This is a genomic window from Gryllotalpicola kribbensis (assembly GCF_039538245.1).
Lineage (GTDB): Bacteria > Actinomycetota > Actinomycetes > Actinomycetales > Microbacteriaceae > Gryllotalpicola > Gryllotalpicola kribbensis.
The window spans coordinates 338,549-357,436 of record NZ_BAABBX010000016.1; the positions used below are offsets into that span (position 1 = coordinate 338,549).

At 69.5% G+C, this 18,888-nt stretch carries 20 protein-coding genes and 1 tRNA gene; 12 read left to right on the plus strand and 9 right to left on the minus strand.

The window, feature by feature from the left end:
* Positions 1 to 7: 7 nt before the first annotated feature.
* Positions 8 to 1,453 carry a pyruvate kinase gene (gene pyk, locus ABD716_RS13925; RefSeq protein ID WP_344777877.1) on the plus strand — a complete coding sequence of 482 codons (1,446 nt, stop codon included), beginning with the start codon at positions 8 to 10 and terminating at the stop codon, positions 1,451 to 1,453.
* On the opposite strand, the gene ABD716_RS13930 is transcribed toward pyk, so the two are convergent.
* A complete protein-coding gene (locus ABD716_RS13930) occupies positions 1,417 to 1,917 on the minus strand; it encodes a phosphoribosyltransferase family protein (RefSeq protein WP_344777879.1) in 501 nt (166 codons plus the stop codon). The genes pyk and ABD716_RS13930 overlap by 37 nt on opposite strands.
* 9 nt (positions 1,918 to 1,926) lie before the next feature.
* Positions 1,927 to 2,814: an EamA family transporter gene (locus tag ABD716_RS13935; protein WP_344777881.1), complete on the minus strand. Its 888-nt coding sequence runs from the start codon at positions 2,812 to 2,814 to the stop codon at positions 1,927 to 1,929.
* A gap of 61 nt (positions 2,815 to 2,875) precedes the next feature.
* Between ABD716_RS13935 and ABD716_RS13940 the strand changes: the two genes are divergently transcribed.
* The 4 genes from ABD716_RS13940 to ABD716_RS13955 are packed head-to-tail and all read left to right on the plus strand — an operon-like array spanning position 2,876 to position 5,117.
* Positions 2,876 to 3,307 (plus strand): VOC family protein, encoded by a 432-nt coding sequence (locus ABD716_RS13940; protein ID WP_344777883.1) that lies wholly within the window; start codon positions 2,876 to 2,878, stop codon positions 3,305 to 3,307.
* A 10-nt stretch (positions 3,308 to 3,317) separates the two neighbouring features.
* A complete protein-coding gene (locus tag ABD716_RS13945; RefSeq protein ID WP_344777885.1) occupies positions 3,318 to 3,977 on the plus strand; it encodes a histidine phosphatase family protein in 660 nt (219 codons plus the stop codon).
* A 3-nt stretch (positions 3,978 to 3,980) separates the two neighbouring features.
* Positions 3,981 to 4,367: a hypothetical protein gene (locus ABD716_RS13950; RefSeq protein WP_344777887.1), complete on the plus strand. Its 387-nt coding sequence runs from the start codon at positions 3,981 to 3,983 to the stop codon at positions 4,365 to 4,367.
* A gap of 36 nt (positions 4,368 to 4,403) precedes the next feature.
* The gene (locus ABD716_RS13955; protein WP_344777888.1) at positions 4,404 to 5,117 is read left to right on the plus strand and encodes an HAD family hydrolase; all 714 of its coding nucleotides are present in this window, start codon (positions 4,404 to 4,406) and stop codon (positions 5,115 to 5,117) included.
* A 99-nt stretch (positions 5,118 to 5,216) separates the two neighbouring features.
* On the opposite strand, the gene rlmN is transcribed toward ABD716_RS13955, so the two are convergent.
* The gene (rlmN, locus tag ABD716_RS13960; protein WP_344777889.1) at positions 5,217 to 6,428 is read right to left on the minus strand and encodes a dual-specificity RNA methyltransferase RlmN; all 1,212 of its coding nucleotides are present in this window, start codon (positions 6,426 to 6,428) and stop codon (positions 5,217 to 5,219) included.
* Positions 6,429 to 6,486: 58 nt separating this feature from the next.
* Between rlmN and ABD716_RS13965 the strand changes: the two genes are divergently transcribed.
* On the plus strand, positions 6,487 to 6,813 hold the full coding sequence (locus ABD716_RS13965; protein WP_344777890.1) for a hypothetical protein: 327 nt from the start codon (positions 6,487 to 6,489) through the stop codon (positions 6,811 to 6,813).
* A gap of 27 nt (positions 6,814 to 6,840) precedes the next feature.
* On the opposite strand, the gene ABD716_RS13970 is transcribed toward ABD716_RS13965, so the two are convergent.
* Together ABD716_RS13970 and ABD716_RS13975 are read right to left on the minus strand one after the other, a co-directional pair.
* A complete protein-coding gene (locus tag ABD716_RS13970) occupies positions 6,841 to 6,969 on the minus strand; it encodes a hypothetical protein (RefSeq protein ID WP_344777892.1) in 129 nt (42 codons plus the stop codon).
* Between the two features lie 115 nt (positions 6,970 to 7,084).
* Positions 7,085 to 9,016: a dipeptidyl-peptidase 5 gene (locus ABD716_RS13975; RefSeq protein ID WP_344777894.1), complete on the minus strand. Its 1,932-nt coding sequence runs from the start codon at positions 9,014 to 9,016 to the stop codon at positions 7,085 to 7,087.
* 183 nt (positions 9,017 to 9,199) lie between these two features.
* Here ABD716_RS13975 and ABD716_RS13980 point away from each other — a divergent pair, with 183 nt between their 5' ends.
* The 4 genes from ABD716_RS13980 to ABD716_RS13995 all read left to right on the plus strand — a co-directional run bounded on the left by ABD716_RS13980 (position 9,200) and on the right by ABD716_RS13995 (position 12,274).
* Positions 9,200 to 9,751, plus strand: a complete 552-nt coding sequence (locus ABD716_RS13980) for a hypothetical protein (RefSeq protein ID WP_344777896.1) — start codon at positions 9,200 to 9,202, stop codon at positions 9,749 to 9,751.
* A 101-nt stretch (positions 9,752 to 9,852) separates the two neighbouring features.
* On the plus strand, positions 9,853 to 10,443 hold the full coding sequence (locus tag ABD716_RS13985) for a GNAT family N-acetyltransferase (protein ID WP_344777898.1): 591 nt from the start codon (positions 9,853 to 9,855) through the stop codon (positions 10,441 to 10,443).
* 503 nt (positions 10,444 to 10,946) lie between these two features.
* Positions 10,947 to 11,444, plus strand: a complete 498-nt coding sequence (locus tag ABD716_RS13990) for a hypothetical protein (RefSeq protein ID WP_344777900.1) — start codon at positions 10,947 to 10,949, stop codon at positions 11,442 to 11,444.
* A gap of 179 nt (positions 11,445 to 11,623) precedes the next feature.
* Positions 11,624 to 12,274: an HNH endonuclease gene (locus ABD716_RS13995; RefSeq protein WP_344777902.1), complete on the plus strand. Its 651-nt coding sequence runs from the start codon at positions 11,624 to 11,626 to the stop codon at positions 12,272 to 12,274.
* Positions 12,275 to 12,445: 171 nt separating this feature from the next.
* On the opposite strand, the gene ABD716_RS14000 is transcribed toward ABD716_RS13995, so the two are convergent.
* Positions 12,446 to 12,528, minus strand: a tRNA-Leu gene (locus ABD716_RS14000).
* A 134-nt stretch (positions 12,529 to 12,662) separates the two neighbouring features.
* Between ABD716_RS14000 and ABD716_RS14005 the strand changes: the two genes are divergently transcribed.
* Positions 12,663 to 13,274 (plus strand): ANTAR domain-containing response regulator, encoded by a 612-nt coding sequence (locus ABD716_RS14005; RefSeq protein WP_344777904.1) that lies wholly within the window; start codon positions 12,663 to 12,665, stop codon positions 13,272 to 13,274.
* Between the two features lie 50 nt (positions 13,275 to 13,324).
* On the opposite strand, the gene ABD716_RS14010 is transcribed toward ABD716_RS14005, so the two are convergent.
* The 3 genes from ABD716_RS14010 to ABD716_RS14020 all read right to left on the minus strand — a co-directional run bounded on the left by ABD716_RS14010 (position 13,325) and on the right by ABD716_RS14020 (position 16,066).
* Positions 13,325 to 13,918 (minus strand): GNAT family N-acetyltransferase, encoded by a 594-nt coding sequence (locus tag ABD716_RS14010; protein ID WP_344777905.1) that lies wholly within the window; start codon positions 13,916 to 13,918, stop codon positions 13,325 to 13,327.
* A 208-nt stretch (positions 13,919 to 14,126) separates the two neighbouring features.
* Positions 14,127 to 15,614 carry an AAA family ATPase gene (locus ABD716_RS14015; protein WP_344777906.1) on the minus strand — a complete coding sequence of 496 codons (1,488 nt, stop codon included), beginning with the start codon at positions 15,612 to 15,614 and terminating at the stop codon, positions 14,127 to 14,129.
* Between the two features lie 95 nt (positions 15,615 to 15,709).
* Positions 15,710 to 16,066 carry a PaaI family thioesterase gene (locus ABD716_RS14020; RefSeq protein WP_425553487.1) on the minus strand — a complete coding sequence of 119 codons (357 nt, stop codon included), beginning with the start codon at positions 16,064 to 16,066 and terminating at the stop codon, positions 15,710 to 15,712.
* Positions 16,067 to 16,207: 141 nt separating this feature from the next.
* Between ABD716_RS14020 and polA the strand changes: the two genes are divergently transcribed.
* Positions 16,208 to 18,883 carry a DNA polymerase I gene (gene polA / locus ABD716_RS14025; RefSeq protein WP_344778426.1) on the plus strand — a complete coding sequence of 892 codons (2,676 nt, stop codon included), beginning with the start codon at positions 16,208 to 16,210 and terminating at the stop codon, positions 18,881 to 18,883.
* The last annotated feature ends 5 nt before the right edge of the window (positions 18,884 to 18,888 follow it).

The window sequence follows — 18,888 nt, forward strand, 5'->3', positions numbered from 1 at the left end:
ACATCACATGAGACGTGCCAAGATCGTCGCCACTCTCGGCCCTGCAACGTCGAGCTACGAAGCCATCCGCGCCATCATCGAGGCGGGTGTCGACGTCGCTCGAATGAACCTCAGCCACGGCAGCTACGACGTCCATGAGGGCGTCTACGCGAACGTGCGCAAGGCCGCAGACGACCTCGGCAAGCCCGTCGCCGTCATGGTCGACCTGCAGGGCCCGAAGATCCGCCTCGGCAAGTTCGAGGCCGGCCCCTACGAGCTCCGCGAGGGCGACACCTTCACGATCACCACGGAAGAGATCGTCGGCAACCAGCAGATCTCGGGAACCACGTTCAAGGGGCTTCCCGACGACGTGAAGCCCGGCGACCCGCTGCTGATCGACGACGGCAAGGTCGGCCTGCGCGTCGTGTCGGTCGACGGCCCACGCGTCACGACCGAGGTCACCGTGCCCGGCGCGGTTTCCAACAACAAGGGCATCAACCTGCCCGGAGTCGCCGTGAACGTGCCGGCGCTCAGCGAGAAGGACGAGGCCGACCTGCGCTGGGGTCTTCGCCTCGGCGCCGACTACATCGCCCTGTCGTTCGTGCGCAACGCCAAGGACATCGACCGCGTGCACGAGATCATGGCGGAAGAGGGTCGCAAGGTCCCCGTCATCGCCAAGATCGAGAAGCCGCAGGCCGTCGACGCCCTCGAAGAGATCATCGACGCGTTCGACGCGATCATGGTCGCCCGCGGCGACCTCGGCGTCGAGCTGCCGCTCGAGCAGGTGCCGATCGTGCAGAAGCGCGCCGTCGAGCTCGCGCGCCGCATGGCCAAGCCGGTCATCGTCGCGACCCAGGTGCTCGAGTCGATGATCTCGAGCCCGCGCCCGACGCGCGCCGAGGCATCCGACTGCGCGAACGCGATCCTCGACGGTGCAGACGCCGTCATGCTCTCGGGTGAGACCAGTGTCGGTGAGTTCCCGACCATCACCGTGCAGACCATGGCGCGCATCATCGAGTCGACCGAAGAGCACGGCCTCGAGCGGGTTCCCCCGCTCGGCACGACGCCGCGCACCCAGGGCGGCGCGATCACCCTCGCCGCTGCCGATGTCGCCGAGTTCGTCGGCGCGAAGTTCGTCTGCATCTTCACCGAGTCGGGCGACACCGCACGCCGCATGTCGCGCCTGCGTCACGCCATCCCGATGCGGGCGTTCGCGACCGACGAGGCGACCCGCCGTCGCATGGCGCTCGTGTGGGGCATCCAGTCGTCGCTCGTCCAGCCCGTGACCTACACCGACGAGTACTTCCGCCAGGTCGACGACGTGCTGCTCGGCGAGGGTCTCGCGACCTACGGCGAGAAGGTCGTCGTCATCTCCGGGTCCCCTCCCGGACTGCCCGGCACGACGAACGACATGCGCGTCTACACCGTCGGCCACGCTCACAACGAGGTCGCCCCGGCGTACGCCCAGTCCTGACCGTCACGCCGCGATCCGCGGCCGAGCGCGGCCCGCACCTCGTCTTCCGGCACCTCCGGCAGCTCGCGGTACCAGCGCCGGATGCTCGCGAGAGGTGCGGGCCGCGCTATCGCGTAGAGATCCGCTGCGAGCCGGCCCAGGCTGTGCCCCTGCGGCGCGACCGGAACCGCGGCGACGACGCGGGCCGCGCCTGCCGCCCCGACCGTCTCGAGGGCGGCGCGCATCGTCGCTCCCGTGTCGATGCCCTCGTCCACAACGATGACGGTCCTTCCGGCGACATCGCCGTCGACGACGCATCCCTCGGGCATCACCGCCCCAAGAGGTGCGCCCAGCCGCTCGGCCACGACGCGCGCGATCAGCACGCCGCCGGCGGGAACACCGAGCACCAGAGGTCGGGACCCCCTCAGATTCAGCAGCACGTCGGCGAGCAGCTCGCCCGCCTCATTGCGGTCGCGGAACAGCACGGCGGCAGGCTACGCGGGTCCCGCCTCTGCTGCGACGGCGCCCGCCTGTGAATCCGGTTCGCGATGGCTCAAGATCGCGACGGCCGAACTGGCGATCACGAGGGCGATGCCGGCGATCATGGCGAGGGTGAAGCTCTCGCTCAGCACGAGCCAGCCGAACACCGCGGCGACCGCCGGGCCGAACGCGGTCACGACGCCGTAGACACGCGGCGTCAGGCGGCGCAGCACAAAGGTGTCGAGGCTGTACGGCACCGCGCTCGACAGCACCCCGAGCGCGAGCAGGCGCAGCCAGTCGCTCACCGTCACGCTCTGCCAGGCGATGGTCGCGAGCGCGACCGGCACCGAGACGACGGTCGTCACGATGCTCGCGACCGTGATGCCCTCGAGCCCCGGCAGGCCGAGGGCGACGCGGCGCGAGAACAGGATGTACGCCGCCCAGAACGCGGCGGCGAGCAGCGCGCACACGAGGCCCAGCGCATTCAGCTCGCCGGATGCCTCAGACAGCAGCACCACGCCGCCCGCGGCGGCGACGGCGCACAGCCCGTCGATCAGCCGACGCGAGCCGATCACGGCGAGGGCGAACGGACCCAGGTACTCGATCACCGCCGCGACGCCGAGGCCGAGAAGGTGCACCGCCACGTAGAACGTGAGGTTCATGCCGAGCAGGGCGAGGCCGAGCACGACGGCGGGCCACAGCCGCCGCCAGCCGAGCTCCGCGCGGCGCGGGCGCCAGAACGGCGCGAGGGTCGCGACCGTGACGAGCTGGCGCGCGGCCACGACCGGCACCACGCCGACGGTGGGAATGAGCAGGCCGGCGACGGCGGAGCCGAAGTTGACGCTCACGAGGCTGCCGAGCTGCACCGCAGCGCCGCTCCACAGGCGGCGGGGTGCGGTCATCCCTCCACACTAGGTGCGCAAGCGCGGTGCGGATGTCGGTGGCCGCTGCTTCACTTTCCGCATGGACATCGCAGATCCGCAGACCGTCTTCCCGAAGATCGTGGCGACCGTGCTCGACACCACCGACGCGCGCCGGCTGGCCGAGTTCTACCGCGAGCTGCTCGGCTACTCCTACTTCCCGGGCGACGAGCCGCCCGCAGACAGCGGGCCCGACGACGCCGACTGGCTGCGGCTGCGCGAGCCGGGCGGCGCGTTCCGGCTCTCCTTCCAGCAGGTCGAGAAGCTCGACCCGCCCACCTGGCCAGAGGGCCCTGTGCCGCAGCAGCTGCACCTCGACTTCGCGGTCGGCTCTGCGGCCGAGCTGCAGCGGCAGAAGGCGCGGGCGCTCGAGCTCGGCGCGACGCTGCTGCGCGACCGCTTCGACGACCCCGACGAGCCGCTCTTCGTCTTCGCCGACCCGGCGGGGCATCCGTTCTGCATCTTCGTCGGCTAGCGTCGAGAGGGTGCGCCTGCTCCTCATCCGTCATGGTCAGACCCCCGCCAACGTTCTCGGCGAGCTCGACACCGCCGCCCCCGGCCCGGGCCTGACCGAGCTGGGGCAGCAGCAGGCCAGAGCGGTTCCCGACGCTCTGCGCGATGAGAACCTGCAGGGCATCTACGCGTCGCGGCTCGTGCGCACGCAGCTCACCGCGGCACCGCTCTCGGCGGCGCGCGGGCTCGACGTGGTGGTCCACGACGGGCTGCATGAGATCGAGGCCGGCGAGCTCGAGGCGAAGAGCGACGAGGCGTCGGTGAAGGCCTACCTCGACACGATCATCAAGTGGGGCACCGGCGAGCTCGACGCGCGCATGCCGGGGGCGTTCGACGGTCACGACTTCTTCGGCCGCTTCGATGCGGCGGTCGCCGAGATCGCCCGCGCGCACGACGACACCGCGGCGGTGTTCAGCCATGGCGCGGCGATCCGCGCGTGGGTCGGGGCCCGCGCGCTGAACGTGAGCGGCGAGTTCACCCTGCGCAATCCGATCGACAACACCGGTGTCGCGGTGCTCGACGGCTCGGTCGAGCGCGGCTGGCGTCTGATCAGCTGGGCGAACACGCCCGTCGGCGGTGCAGAGCTCGCCGATGTCCAGGCACCCGACCCGACCGGCGAACGCGTCGGCTGAACCATGGCGGGCGGGCAGATCGACCCCGAGGCCGAGGGGCGACGCGTCGGGCGCGAGCTCTGGCCGGCCGGGGCGAGCTGGGTGCCCGACGAGGTGCTCGACGCGTGGCGGGCGCTCGCGGCCCGGCATCCCGAGATCGATGCGGATGCCCCGCGCACGACGTTCCTCAACGCGGCGCGCGCTGCGCGCAGGTCGGCGCCGACGACCCGTGAGGCCCAGGGCCGCAGCGAGCTCCTCGCGCGGCTCGCCGCAGCGAACGCCGCGCGCACGGCGGCGGCGCGAGCGGCCGCCGACGCCGCCGGCGCCGAACGCGACCCCGACGCGGCCGTCATCGCACGCCGGCGGCGCGAGTCGCTCGAGCGCCGCCGCGCCCGACACGAGAACCCGTGACGCGCGCGCCGACCGAGTCGGCGCTACAGTCGCCCCATGGCGGGGATCGTCCTGTTCGACTTCGACGGCACGCTCGCGAGGCGACCCTGGATCAGCTTCGGCCGCATCCTGCTCGACGTCGTGCGGGCGCACGACCCGCAGACGCCCGTCACCGCGTCCGACCTGTGGGCCGGGCTCGAGGGCGGCTTCCCCTGGCACCACCCCGATGAGCCCCACCCCGAGCTGAACGGCGACCCCGACGCGTGGTGGGGCCGGCTCGAGCCCGTGCTGCTGATGTCGTGCGTCTACGCCGGCGTCGATGCCGAGATCGCCGAGCAGGCGGTGGCTGCCGTGCGCCCGCGCTTCTCAGACCCGGCCGAGTGGGAGCTGTTCCCCGAGACCACCGACGCATTGGAGGCGCTGCAGGAGGAGGGCTGGCGGCTGGCGATCGTCAGCAACGCCGTGCCCGAGCTGCGCCGGATCGTGGCCGGGCTCGGCATCGCGTCGTACTTCGATGCCATCATCTCGAGCGCCGAGGTGGGCTACGAGAAAGGGCACCCCGAGATCTTCCGCATCGCCCTGCGGGCGCTGGGCGAGCCCGAGCCGACAGCACCGGTGTGGATGGTGGGCGACAACCTCGAGGCCGACATCGAGGGGGCGACGCGGCTCGGCTTCGGCACCGTGCTCGTGCACTCGCAGGCATCCAACGGCGTCGCCCACGACTTGCGCGATGCGGCTTACATCATCCTGATGGCGGCGGAGCGGGCCTGAGCGGTCGCGCGCGCCGCGCTGATCGACTCGGCGAAGCCCAACGCCGGTCGACTCGGCGAAGCCCAACGCCGGTCGACTCGGCGAAGCCGAATGGAGACCCTATTCCGCGGCGGCGAGCTGCCCGCAGGCACCGTCGATCTCCTTGCCGCGGGTGTCGCGGAGGGTCGTGGGAATCCCCGCGACCTCGAGCCGCCGGATGAACTCACTCATCACCTCGGGCTCCGACGACGTCCAGATGGACCCCGGCGTCGGGTTCAGGGGAATCGGGTTCACGTGGACCCAGCCCCGACCGCGCGCGTTGAGCTTCTCGGCGAGCAGGTCGGCGCGCCACGCGTGGTCGTTCATGTCCTTGATGAGCGCGTACTCGATCGAGACCCGGCGGCCGGTCTTCTCGAAGTAGTACCGCGCGGCGTCCAGCGCCTCGTCGACCTTCCAGCGGTCGTTCACGGGGATCAGCTCGTCGCGCAGCACATCGTCGGGGGCGTGCAGCGAGAGGGCGAAGGTCAGCGGAAGGTCCTCGTCGGCGAGCTTGCGGATTGCGGGCACGAGGCCGACCGTCGACACCGTGATGTGACGCGCGCTCATGCCGAGCCCCTCGGGCGCGGGCGCCACCATGCGGCGCACGGCGTTCATGAGCCGCTTGTAGTTGGCGAGCGGCTCGCCCATGCCCATGAAGACGATGTTGGTGACGCGCGGCGAGTCGAAGCCGCCGTCTTTGCGCAGTCCGCCGAGCTCGCCGTTCGCGATGGCGCGGTTCGCGGCGACGACCTGGTCGACGATCTCAGCCGTCGAGAGGTTGCGGGTGAGCCCCGCCTGGCCCGTCGCGCAGAAGGGGCAGTTCATTCCGCAGCCGGCCTGGCTCGAGACGCACAGTGTGACGCGGCCGGGGTAGCGCATCAGCACCGACTCGACGAGCGCGCCGTCGAAGAGGCGCCACAGGAACTTGATCGTCTCGCCCTTGTCGGTGCGCAGGCGGCGCACCTCGGTGAGCAGGGGCGGCAGCATCTTCTCGACGATCTCGTGACGAGAGGATGCCGGAAGATCGGTCATCTCGTCGGGGTCGACCGTGTAGTGCTCGAAGTAGTGCGTGCTGAGCTGGGTGGCGCGGAACGCGGGGAATCCCAGCTCGATGAGCTTCGCCTTTCGCTCCTCGAGCGTCAGATCGGCGAGGTGCGTCTCGGGCTGCGCGCGGCGGGGCTGGCGAAACTGCAGCAGCGGCCGGCCGCCGGCATCCGTCGCCTGGGTCCAGCCCTCGGCCTTGGGGCGGACCTGCGGGCGCGTGCGATGCGCGGCCGTCGTGTGCTCAGTCATACGCCCATTCTCTCAGGCGCTCGCTGGGCGGCGCCCCGCCACTCACTAGCGTGGTGACATGGACGAGTCCGAAGACGCCGACCGCGGCGCGCTGCTCGCGCGCATCAGGCCGTGGAGCGTGGGCGTCAATCTCGCCGGGTTTCCGGTGAGCGCGGGATTCCCCGCCCCGCGGCGCTTCGAGGTCTACGAGAACGGGCTCCTCGTGCGGGCCCTCACCACGACCGAGTTCATCGAGCGCGGCGACATCATGCTCATCACGCGGGTCCCGCTCGGCGTGCGCATCCACTGGGAGTACGGCGCAGGCGAGGCGATCGCCTTCGTGTCGTCGTTCCGGCGCGGCCGGATCGTCCGCGCCCTCGAAGGCGCGGGCTTCCGGGTGGCGTAGCCCGTCCATGGGCGGGCCCGCCCGCAGTCACTCATCCGTGTTGTCCACGTAATCGACCTCGCAGTCGTCGCAGCGCAATGCCGTTCCGGCGTGACGCAGCGCGGCTCCGCAGATCGGGCAGTCCGCCGTGGTCATGGACGTCTCCGTCGTCGTCATAGCCACCGACCATAGGTCGCGCTCATCGACCGGATCGACGCCTTGACATGCACGGGGCCGGTGTGGGCGGCGCCCGGCCCGGCCATCGGGTCCGGGACTGCCGACCCCGGCGCCGTCAGCGCAGCTCGATCGGGGGAACGCCCGGGGGAGTGAACCCGAGCACCTGGCCGTAGAACGAGAGCTCGGCCTCGTTCGCGTCGATCAGCGTCTCGGCCTTGCGGAATCCGTGCGACTCGCCCTCGTAGAAGCGGGCCGCATACGGGATGCCCTTCGACGCCAGCGCCTCGATGAACCGCTCGGCCTGCGAGGGCGGCACGATCGGGTCATCCAGCCCCTGCAGCAGCAGCACGGGCGTCGCGAGCTTGTCGACGTTGCTGATGGGCGCGCGCGAGAGGTAGAGGTCGGATGCCTCGGGCAGCGGCCCGATGAGCCCGTCGAGGTACCGCGACTCGAAGTCGTGCGTCTCTTTCGCGAACTCGGTGAGCTCGGCGACGCCGAAGTAGGACGCTCCGGCGGCGAATGCGTCGGACTGCGTCAGCGCCGACAGCACCGTCCAGCCGCCGGCCGATCCGCCCCTGATGAGCAGCCGCGCGCCGTCGGCGACCCCGGCCTCGGCGAGGCCGCGCACGGCGGCGATCGTGTCCTCCACGTCGACGACGCCCCATTGCCCGCGCAGGCGCTCGCGGTACTCGCGCCCGTACCCCGTCGAGCCGCCATAGTTCACGGCCACGATGCCGATGCCGCGGCTCGTCCAGTAGGCGATCGAGGGCTGAAGAGCGGGCACGCTGCGGCTGGTCGGGCCGCCGTGCACAAGTGCGATGAACGGCGGCAGCTCGCCCGCCGGCGCGCGGAACCCCGGATTCCGCGGGCGGTACACCACGGCATGCACTTCGCGCCGCGCGCCCTGAAAGGTCATCAGCTCGCCGGCCGGCAGGTAGGCCGCGTCGGGCAGCTCGCCGCCATCGAGGCGTACGTCTTCGAGCACGCCGTCGGCGTGCAGAATGCGGATGCCCCCGGCGAGGGCGGCGCTGCCGCCGACGAGCAGCAGGTCGCCGTCGCGCTCGGCCACCGCGTGGACAGTGGTGAGGGGCGTCTCGATCGGGGTGAGACCGCCTGTCTGCGGGTCGATCGAGATCAGGCGATCGGTGCCGAGGGTCGCCGTCGCGACGATGCGCCCGTTCGGCAGAGGCAGGTACCAGGCTGCGTCGAGCGTCCACATCGGGCCGCCGATCTCTTCGGCGATCGGCGCGAGGTTCTCGGGCTCGCCGTCAAGCGGCACGCGATAGAGGTTCCACCAGCCGCTGCGGTCGCTGATCGCGTAGAGCTCGTCGGGGGAGTGCCACTCGGGCTGCAGCACCGACTCGGTCGCCCCGCCGAGCACTGCCCGCCACGACGACACCCGGCCGTCTGCACCGATCTCGCCGACACGAAGTTCGGTTCCGTCCCACGGCATGTTCGGGTGGTCCCAGGCCACCCACGCGAGCCGTGTGCCGTCGGGGGAGAAGGCGGGGTGGGCGAGGAACCACGACCCCGCGACGACAGAAGTGATGCGCGAGGCATCCGCCACCGCCGCCCCGTCGAGCGGAACGAGGACGATATCGCGCGTGAGATCGCTCGGCCCGTCACCCGTGTGGGTCTCGCGGATCGCGAGCACCGCGTCGCCGTGGATCGAGATGCCGCCGAAGCGGAAGCCGCCCTCGGACGGGGTGAGCGGAACCGGCTCCTCGCGCGGGGTCAGCCGGTAGAGCCGCTGATCGCGGAACTCGACGAACACGACATCGCGGCCGGCCGGCGCCCAGGCGCCCCCGCCGTACTCGTGAACGCGGCTGCGCGCATTCCACGGCGCGGGCAGCAGGTCTTCGACCAGACCGTCCGCGCGCCGCCGTCGCACCGCGTACCGGCCGGACTCTGCCGGAACGGACTCGAGCCACCAGACCTCATCGCCGACGAAATGGGGCGAGGTCGCGCCGCTGCCGGCAGTGGCCACGTCGGCCGCGGTGATCGGGGACTCCCACTCGCCATACGGCGCGGTGATCGGCTCGCTCATGCCCCGAGCTTACGAACCCGGGGTCGGTGCCGGCGGAGGGCTGCCCGAAACGAGCTCTTCAACGGCGAACCGCTCTACGTGCCGGCCGCACGCTGATCAATCGCTCAGCGGGCAGTGGGCTGGGTGCTGAGCGACGGACGCGCATATGGGCGCTCGAGGTGAGTACGTCGATATTGTCTGAGCATGGGGTCGCCGGGTGTGGTGGCCGTCCTCGGAATCGAGGCGGCGGTGGTCGCTGTCGCACTCGCCGGCTGCTCGGCCGCGCCCGGTACGTGGTTCACGCCGTCGACGCCGACGATCTCGATCGCCGCGACGTCCTCGTGCCCGGCCACCCTCGGTGCCGCGCGCGACGTGCCCGATCGCTCGGCGGGATCCGCGACCCTACTGCCTGCGTCCGGTAAGCCGCCTGCCGCCCTCGCCTGTTCCTACACGGACCGCGAGCTCTCCTCCCAGACACGTCTGGGAGCGGCGGCCTCTCGGGAGCTGGCCTCCGTCGTCAACGAGATCGATCTGTCGAAACCGACGGGCACGACCAGTTGCCCAGCCCAGTTGGATCAGATCACGGTGATCGCCTTCGAGATCGGGAACACAGACGACGTCGACTTGTGGTGGAACGACTCTGGCTGCCAAACCGTCGACAACGGTCGGCTAGGCGCGTTCCAAGGCGGCAACCCCTCGTTCTACCGCACTTTCCAGAGCACCTACGCGCGGCTCGTGTCGGCCGCAGCCAGCTAGCCGCCCAACCGCAGCATCCGAGCTTCGCTTCAACCACCGAGCGCACACGGCGGGTTGCCGTTGCGTACGAGGTGCTGCCCTCTGGATGTCAGTCTTGAGGCATGAGCGTTGACGTGAGAGTCATGCGCGCGGACGACCCGCAGCGTGCCCACCTGGAGGCTGACGGCTGGGTCGCCATCGCTCGGTCCTGGGGAGCTGCGCTCGATCTCGGCCGAGCTGACCCGGAGGAGCTGAGCGGCCTCGCTGCCCGTGCCGACGCGCTCGGCTCAGTGCGCGAACTCGGCCAAGAGGATGTTGACGCGGTCCTCGAACTCGATGTCGCAACCACCGGCGACTACCCGGGAAGCATCGCCACCCAGCACGAAGTGCTCGAACGCAGCCGCGCCACACCCTCAGCGACGCGGGCGGCGTGGGGGTTCCACACCCCCGACCGGACCCTGGCCGCCGTGACCTTCGTTGACATCGATGGCGACCGCGTCGAGATCGACTTCACCGTTGTGGCTCGCGCCTGGCGAGGCAAAGGCGTTGGCACCGGACTCAAGGCGTCGGCCGTTCTGGCGCTGCTCCACCGCGGAGTCCGGGCTATCCGCACCGGTGGATCGGCCGACAACCCGGCGATCATCGCCGCGAATAAGCGGCTCGGATTCACCATCGACGAGGAGTGGGTGACGCTGCAGCGAGCTGCCTTGTGAGCGATCCCGCCGCTGCGCGCTCGGCTGCGACGCGCTCTTCGAATGGGGTTACGTCGCTGTCGGCAGTCGCGCGCTCATCGAGTCCGGGCGCCCCACAGGCACCGCCGATCTTCGCGCGTCTGTTGCGGCGTTGTTGGGGCGATCGTGTTCGGCGTTCAACGAAGCGACCGCCGCGGCGCTTGAGAGAGCATGCCTTCGAATTTATGCGGGAACGAAGGCGCATGCCCCCAGGCGTTCTCGATGCAAACCTTCCCTACTCTGCATCGCCCGCAGCAGGTATGGCCGACTTCGTTGCTAAGAGGTCGGTAGTAGTGCTTCAAGCAGCCGTTGCGGCCGCATGTCCGTGGGCCGGGACCAACCATCTGCATTCTCCTTTGGCCAAGGCCGCTGACCTATGCGAGGCGCCCTCATCATTGCTAGAGGCGGCGTTAGGTTCATAGCGGTCGCTCTCCTATGCCCCACGACGCGACGAATTATTCCGTCGACCGGGTTATCGTGGCGCCGTGACCGCTCCATGGACGACTGGCCCTGCCACTCAGGTCACGCGTAAACCGGAGCGCGGCTGGCTATGGGCTGTGGTGGCCTTCATCGGCGGGATTCTCGGCGTGCTGCCTGCGGCCATCATCATCGCGGCGGAGTCTTTGTCCGACCCGGATCTGTTCGGCGTGCGTGGGACCGCGACGGACCCATATCCATCAGACGCGTCAGCGCTCGGAGGGATTCTCATTGCCGCAATACCGGTCTGTTTTGCACTCGGAGCGGTAGCGGCTTGCGCCTCCTACGGGCTCGGAGTCGCCATTTCACAGAGGGCTAATCTCTGGCTGGCCGCGTTCATCGGCGCGCTGCTGACGGGACCATTCGCGTGGGTGGGCGTGGCAGCGTTCTCGCGGCTGACCTCCCCGCCTGCATTCGTTACGCCTCTGGTCGCGGTGCTTTCGGTGGTGTGCGCATTTGGCCTCGGCCGGGTGCTGCTCGGCGCGCGCAGGCACTCGGAGTCTTAGCGAGGCTCGCACGGTACGGCGCCCAGCAGGGACAATCGAGTCACGCCCGGCCTCAATACGCGCCCACCCCGTGATCTCAGCGTCGCCGACACGCCCTTGCGTGACGGCTGCTGGGAGAGGGTGCCGCGGAGACGATTCGGGGCCGGGCCGTAATCGGTGCTTCGTGATAGAACTCGGACATGGCCAAGGGTCCGCTCCAGGAGATCGCATGCAAGGGGTGCGGCGGTCTTATGCAGACCCATCTGCGGAACGTTCTGTATTGCAGCGCTGAGTGCCGGATCTACTACTTGGCCTCCGGCTTGCGCTGCATCGTGTGCAGGACAAAACACGAGCATTTGCCCTTTGACCTGTTCCTGATCCCGAGCGGAAGCCAGCTCTACGCGGCCGACGAGGCGGAGTTCGTGAAGGCGCACGAGAAGTGCCGCCGCGACTGGCTCGCCGCGAACCAGAGATCGTTAGAGTGCGACTGCGCCGATTGCCGTGAGTCGAAAGGCCTACCTCGCAAGCGGGACGCCAGGTACCCCTGGATCGAATCAAGCGGCCGCTCCACGGCATATCGGAAGCACTTCGATGCCGTGGCGACTCGCGATGGCTGGACTTGCCAGATCTGCGATCTGCCGGTGGACCAACAGGCGTTGCCGCTCGCTGACAAGGCGCCGGTGCTTGACCACGTTCGCCGCGTCCGAGACGGCTGCGACGACGAGACCGAGAATCTCCGGCTCGTCCATCGGTGGTGCAACGCGATGCGCGAGTTCGGCGGTCTGTATCGAGACGATGACGAGGTCTGGGTGCTGGCGCAAGACCGATTCGCTACCGAGGACGTGGAGTAGCCAACTGCGGTCGCGAGTCAGGCTCGCAGTACCTCACACTGGTCGACCCAACGAGCGAGCACGCTGAGAGCGGCTGCGGGGGAGATGAGCCCCCAATCACTTCGCCCAAGAGGGAACATACCTATGGCCTCACCGGTCATCTCCTCGAAGAGACCGTGAGGCCATGGTCGGTGCCGGCGGTGGGACTCGAACCCACACGCCCTTTCGGACAAAGCATTTTGAGTGCTCCGCGTCTGCCATTCCGCCACGCCGGCCGACACCGCCTCTCGAAGATACCGCAGCGAGGCATCCGCACCGCGCGTCGCAGGCCGGGCCACAACACCCGGCCACACGCCCGGCGTGACCGCGTCTTCAGGGCCGTGCCGCACCGCTCGTATACGCTTGAACCGTGACTGACCAGCCGGAGAACAACGCGCCCCGCCGCGTCGTCGTTGCCGAAGACGAATCCCTCATCCGCCTCGACATCGTCGAGATCCTGCGTGACAACGGTTTCGAGGTCGTCGGTGAGGCGGGTGACGGCGAGACCGCCGTGGCGCTCGCGACCGAGCTGCGCCCCGATCTGGTGGTGATGGACGTGCGGATGCCGAAGATGGACGGCATCGAGGCGGCAGACCGCCTCGGCAAGAACCACATCGCGCCCGTCGTGCTGCTGACCGCATTCAGCCAGAAGGAGCTCGTCGAGCGCGCTTCAGAGGCCGGCGCCCTTGCCTACGTGGTGAAGCCGTTCACGCCCAACGACCTGCTGCCCGCAATCGAGATCGCGCTCGCCCGCTACCAGCAGATCATCACGCTCGAGGCCGAGGTCAGCGACCTCGCCGAGCGCTTCGAGACCCGCAAGCTCGTCGACCGCGCCAAGGGCCTGCTCAACGAGAAGATGGGTCTCACCGAGCCCGAGGCGTTCCGGTGGATCCAGAAGGCGTCCATGGACCGCCGCCTCACCATGCACGACGTCGCCAAGGCGATCATCGACCAGCTCGCGCCGGGCACAGCCAAGAAGTAGCGCGTTTCAGATATGAAGAGCGGATGCCTGCCGGCATCCGCTCTTCGCATCTATCGGTCCTGCCATTCTTCGGCGAGCAGGCCGTAGACGATCCCGTCCAGCCACTCGCCCGAGCGGTGCAGGCTGGACTTGCGGCTGAACTCCTCGCGGCGCATGCCGAGGCGCTCCATGACCCGCCAGGACGGCTCGTTCGCGGCGAAGCAGCCGGCATAGACGCGGTGCAGCCCGAGTGGGCCGAAGCAGGCGCCGATCACCGCGCGCACGGCCTCGGTCGCATAGCCGCGGCCCTGGAAGTCCGGGTCGAGCGTCCAGCCGAGCTCGGCCTGCGCGTTGCGGGCCCGCTCTAGCACTTCGGCCTGCGCCCAGCCGTCTTCGATGCGCACCATGAGGTCGCCGATGAGCCGTCCGCGGTTGCCAGGGTCGGCCGAGTCCTCGAGCCCGATGACGAGCTCATTCAGCAGCCGTGCGGGCTCGGCGAACCGCAAGCGGTAGGTCTCGAAGTCGGCGGGCGCACTCGAGATCCACTCGCCGACTTCGGGAAGCCTGCGCCAGACCCAGGTCGCCTCGGCATCGGCGGTGGTCGCGCGGTGGATGCTCAGGCGCTCGGTTCGCAGCGGCCAGGTCACAGCGCTCAGCGGATCCATGCAGGCCACGCTAGCGAGGAACGGGGATCGGTGCCGGTGGCCCGATACCGTCTTCCCATGACGGACTTCTTCGTGGCGGATGCCGCGGCTCTGGAGAGCCGTGCGGTTCAGGAACTCTTCGAGCAAGACCTCGCTGCGCTCAAGTCGGCGCGCCGATTCCTCGTCGTGCTGCCGGCCGGGCAGGCGGGTGAACGCGGCGCGCCTCGAGTCACTCCTCTTCGTCGGGCGCGAGCTCGAAGCTCGCGGTCGTCATGAAGGCGCGCGCACCAGGACCGAACGCGACGAACCGCTGGCCCATATCGTCCGGCTCGTCGTCGACCGACTGCTCTGGTGCCCGCGGCGTGCCGAGCATCGCGCGCGTCAGTTCAGCGCTCGCGGAGAGCAAATCGTCGAGGGCCCGCTTCAGGTGGTCTGCGGTAGCCGGCACCGACTCGCGCGCCGCGGCGAGCGCGGTTCGTCGCATCAGCTCCTTGGCAAAGGAGCCGGTCACTCCCTCGGCCCGTGCTGCCGCGTCATCCAAAGCCTCGTCCGGAAGATCTAGACGCTGCGCATAGCGACGGAACAGCTCCTTGCGTGCAGCCACATCCGGCAGGGGGATCTCCACTGCGAGGTCGACGCGGCCGGGCCGCTGTGCGAGCGCCTTCTCGAGCACCGAGACCCGGTTCGTGGTCATGATGAACGCGACGTCCGCGTCGCCGTCCAACCCGTCGAGCGCGTCCAGCACCTCGAACAGCAGCGGCTGCGGCGTCATATGGCGCTGCATGGCAACGAGGTCGATGTCCTCCAGCACGACGAGCGACGGCTGGAACGTGCGGGCGATCTCGGTGGCTGCGCCGATGAACTGGATGCTCTCGCCGGTGAGCACGACGGCCGTGACCCCTTCGGTCGCCGACAAAATCCGCCGCACCGTCAACGTCTTGCCGGTGCCCGGCGGCCCGTACAGCAGCACACCGCGCTTCAGATGCTGACCGGCCGCGCGCAACTGCTCGCGGTAGGCCGCGATCCCGACGACGTGCCCGTCGATCATCTCCATCACCCCCGGTGGCAGAACGACATCGTCGGCGGCCACGCGCGGGCGCTCGAGGAAGGTGGCCCCTGCGGCGTTGCCGTACTCGGTCGCGTGGAACGAGAGGACCTTCCCGCGCAGCACACTGAGCTCCACCATCAGGGTGCGCACCCTGTCGAGCAGCGCTGCGGCCACCTCTGGCGACGGGGCGAGCACCTCGAGAGTTGCGGCCTGCCGGCCGAACTCATGGGCGGCGGCGCGCTGGAGAACCACGACCGGCGTTCCGTCGAACTCGAGTAGCCACGCGCCGAACGAGACCACCTGGGTCGTCGCGCTCGGCCCCGATGCGGCGGCGACGAAGTCGACCGGGCCGACATCGAAGCGCGCGTGCGTGTGCGCGACCAGCTCGGGAAGCCCGCTGTGCATGCGCATACTGCCCCCGCTGACGCCGATCAGGCGATCCGGGTCGCCTCCGCTCAGCTCGCGCAGCGCCACATCGGCGTCGACGAGCCGGTGCTCGGCGATCGCCTCGGCAACAACGGGCAGCCGCTCTGGCGCTGTTCCCAGATGGGCGGCGAGGCGGTCGCCGAACGGCGTGCGCGACCCCGCTTCGTCGACCTGCCCGACCGCGCGCTCCATGAACGCTTGGAAGGCACGAAGTACGTCACGGTCGAACTCGCTGAGGCTCACGGCCTCATTCTCGTGATCGGATGCTTGTGCGCGCAGCATCCCTGATCAGGGGTAGCGGCCTCCGTGCACGACAGACGGCCCAGAAGCGGCCCGCGCTACTTCCGCTCGCGGATCAGGTTCGTGATGCGGATGGTCGACAGGCGGCGCCCGGCCTCGTCGGTCACCACGATCTCGTGCACCGTGATCGTCCGCCCCGCGGACAGGACGCGGCAGGTTCCCGTGACCCACCCCGAGGTCGCCGAGCCCGTGTGCGTCGCGTTGATGTCCACGCCGACGGCGAAACGGCCCTCGCCGCCCTGCTGCGCGAGGTAGTTCGCGTGCATCGAGCCGAGCGATTCGCCGAGCACGCAGTAAGCGCCGCCGTGCACGAGACCGAGGGGCTGCGTGTTGCCTTCGACAGGCATCCGCGCCACCGCGTGCTCACGATCGAACTCGAGGATCTCGATGCCCATCCTGTCGGCGAGCGCGCCCTGCCCGCGCGAGATGTACCACTCGACGTCGTCGGTCACTGAGGTCCTTTCGAGACGGGGCCGGTGTCGGTGGCCATCGCTAGGCTTTGACCCGTGCCAGATACGCCCAAGAAGCCTACTTTGATGATCATCGACGGCCATTCGCTGGCGTTCCGGGCGTTCTTCGCGCTGCTGCCGGCAGGCCGCTTCGTCACCGACGACGGGCAGCACACCGAGGCGATCCACGGCTTCATCTCCATGCTCCTGAAGCTCCTGAAAGACCATGAGCCGACGCACCTCGGCGTCGCCTTCGACATCAGCCGCTACTCGTTCCGCACCCGCGAGTACCCGGAATACAAGGGCGGCCGCGGCGAGACGCCGCCCGAGTTCATCGGCCAGGTGCCGCTTCTGCAGGAAGCGCTCACCGCGATGAACGTGCAGTGGCTTCAGAAAGAGGACTTCGAGGCCGACGACATCCTCGCCACGCTGGCCACGCAGGGCGCGGCGCAGGGCTTCGAGGTGCTCGTCGTCTCGGGCGACCGCGACAGCTTCCAACTCGTCGGCGACAGCACGACCGTGCTCTACCCGAGCGTGCTCGGTGTCAGCGAGCTGAAGCGCTACGACGCGCAGGCCGTCTACGACAAGTACATGGTGTGGCCCCACCAGTACCCCGAGCTCGCGGCACTCACGGGCGAGAAAGCCGACAACCTGCCCGGCGTCGACAAGGTCGGCCCCAAGACCGCTGCGAAGTGGATCGCCCAGTGGGGCACCGTCGACGAGATCGTCGCCCATGCCGACGAGATCAAGGGCGTCGTCGGCGAGAAACTGCGCGAGCAGAAAGAGAACGCGCTGCGCAATCGCCGCCTCAACCGGCTCGTCACCGACGTCGAGCTGCCGGTCGGCCCCGCCGACCTCGAGCGCCGCGCGATCAACGAGCAGGCGGTGCGCGAGGTCTTCGGGCGACTGCAATTCCGCACGCTTCTCGACCGGGTGCTCAAGCTCGGGCCGACGGATGCTTCACCTGACGGCGCCTCGACCGAGCCGATCGCCGAGCCCGAGATCGAGACGGCGCCCCCGGTGCGCACCCTCGTCGACGAAGAGCTCGCGCACTGGCTGGCCGCGGCATCCGTCGACAAAGAGGGCGGCACGCAGCCCGTCGCGGTGCAGCTCGACTACGGCCCCGCCGGCATCGCGGGCTACGGCCTGTCGATCGCCGACGACAGCGCCTATGTGCCGTTCAAGGAGGGCACCGGCGACTACGAGGCGTTCGCCGCGTGGCTCGCCGACCCGTCGCAGCCGAAGCTCTTCTTCAACGCGAAGCCGCAGATCGAGGCATCCGCTCGTGCGGGTCTGCCCGTGCGCGGCGTGGCGGGCGACACCCGCGTCGCCGGTGCGATCCTGAACCCGGCGAAGGCGCCCGCCAGCCTCGCCGACCAGGTCTACGAGGTGCTCGGCGAGAGCCTGCCGACGCCCGACCCGAACCAGCTCGTGCCCGACTCCGAGCCAATCAGCGCCGCGAGCCAGGCCTGGTACGTGCTGCGCATCGCCGACGACCTCGACATCGCGTTCGCCCCGGGCACCAAGCAGGTCTACGAGACGATCGAGGTGCCGCTCGTCGAGGTGCTCGCGAAGATGGAGCTGACGGGCGTCGCTGTCGACGCCGAGGTGCTGCGCGGCCAGCGCGAGGTGCTGAGCGGCTGGGTCGACACCTACCAGCAGGCCGCCTACGCGGCCATCGGGCACGAGGTCAACATGGGCAGCCCGAAGCAGCTGCAGACCGTGCTGTTCGACGAGCTGCAGCTGCCGTTCACGCGCAAGACGAAGACCGGGTACTCGACGGATGCCGACTCGCTCGCCGACCTGCAAGAGAAGGTCGACTCCGACACCCCCGGCTACGTCTTCCTCGACGCGCTGCTGCGTCACCGCGACGCGACCAAGCTGCGGCAGATGATCGAGACCCTCGAGAAGTCGATCGACGCGAACGGGCGCATCCACACGACCTACGACCAGGTCGGGGCGGCCACCGGGCGCATCTCGTCCAACGACCCCAACCTGCAGAACATCCCCGTGCGGTCCGAGACCGGCAAGCAGATCCGTTCCGCCTTCGTCGCCGGCGAGGGCTTCGAATGCCTGCTGACGGCCGACTACTCCCAGATCGAGATGCGCATCATGGCGCACCTCTCGGCAGACGAGGGTCTGATCGCCGCCTTCACCGAAGGCGAGGACTTGCACCGCTTCGTCGGCTCGCACGTCTTCGGCGTTCCGCCGGAAGAGGTGACGCCGATCATGCGCTCGAAGGTCAAGGCCATGTCGTACGGCCTCGCCTACGGCCTCGGCCCGTTCGGCCTCGCCAAGCAGCTGCGCATCTCGCAGGGCGAGGCGAAGCAGCTCATGAGCGACTACTTCGAGCGTTTCGGTGGCGTGCGCGACTACCTGCGCAACGTCGTCGCCCAGGCGAAGGTCGACGGCTACACCGAGACGATCTTCGGCCGCCGGCGCCCGTTCCCCGATCTCAACAGCCTGAACCGCGTGCTGCGCGACAACGCCGAGCGCGCGGCGCTCAACTCGCCGATCCAGGGCTCGGCCGCCGACATCATGAAGATCGCGATGCTGGGCGTGGCGAGCGACATGGCGGATGCCTCGCTCGAGTCGCGCATGCTGCTGCAGGTGCACGACGAGCTCATCTTCGAGGTGGCGCCGGGGGAGTGGGACACGCTCGAAGAGATCGTCACCCGCCGCATGGCCGGTGCGGCCGACCTGAGTGTGCCGCTGACCGTGCAGGTCGGCCGGGGCGCCAACTGGGACGAAGCCGCCCACTAGAGACT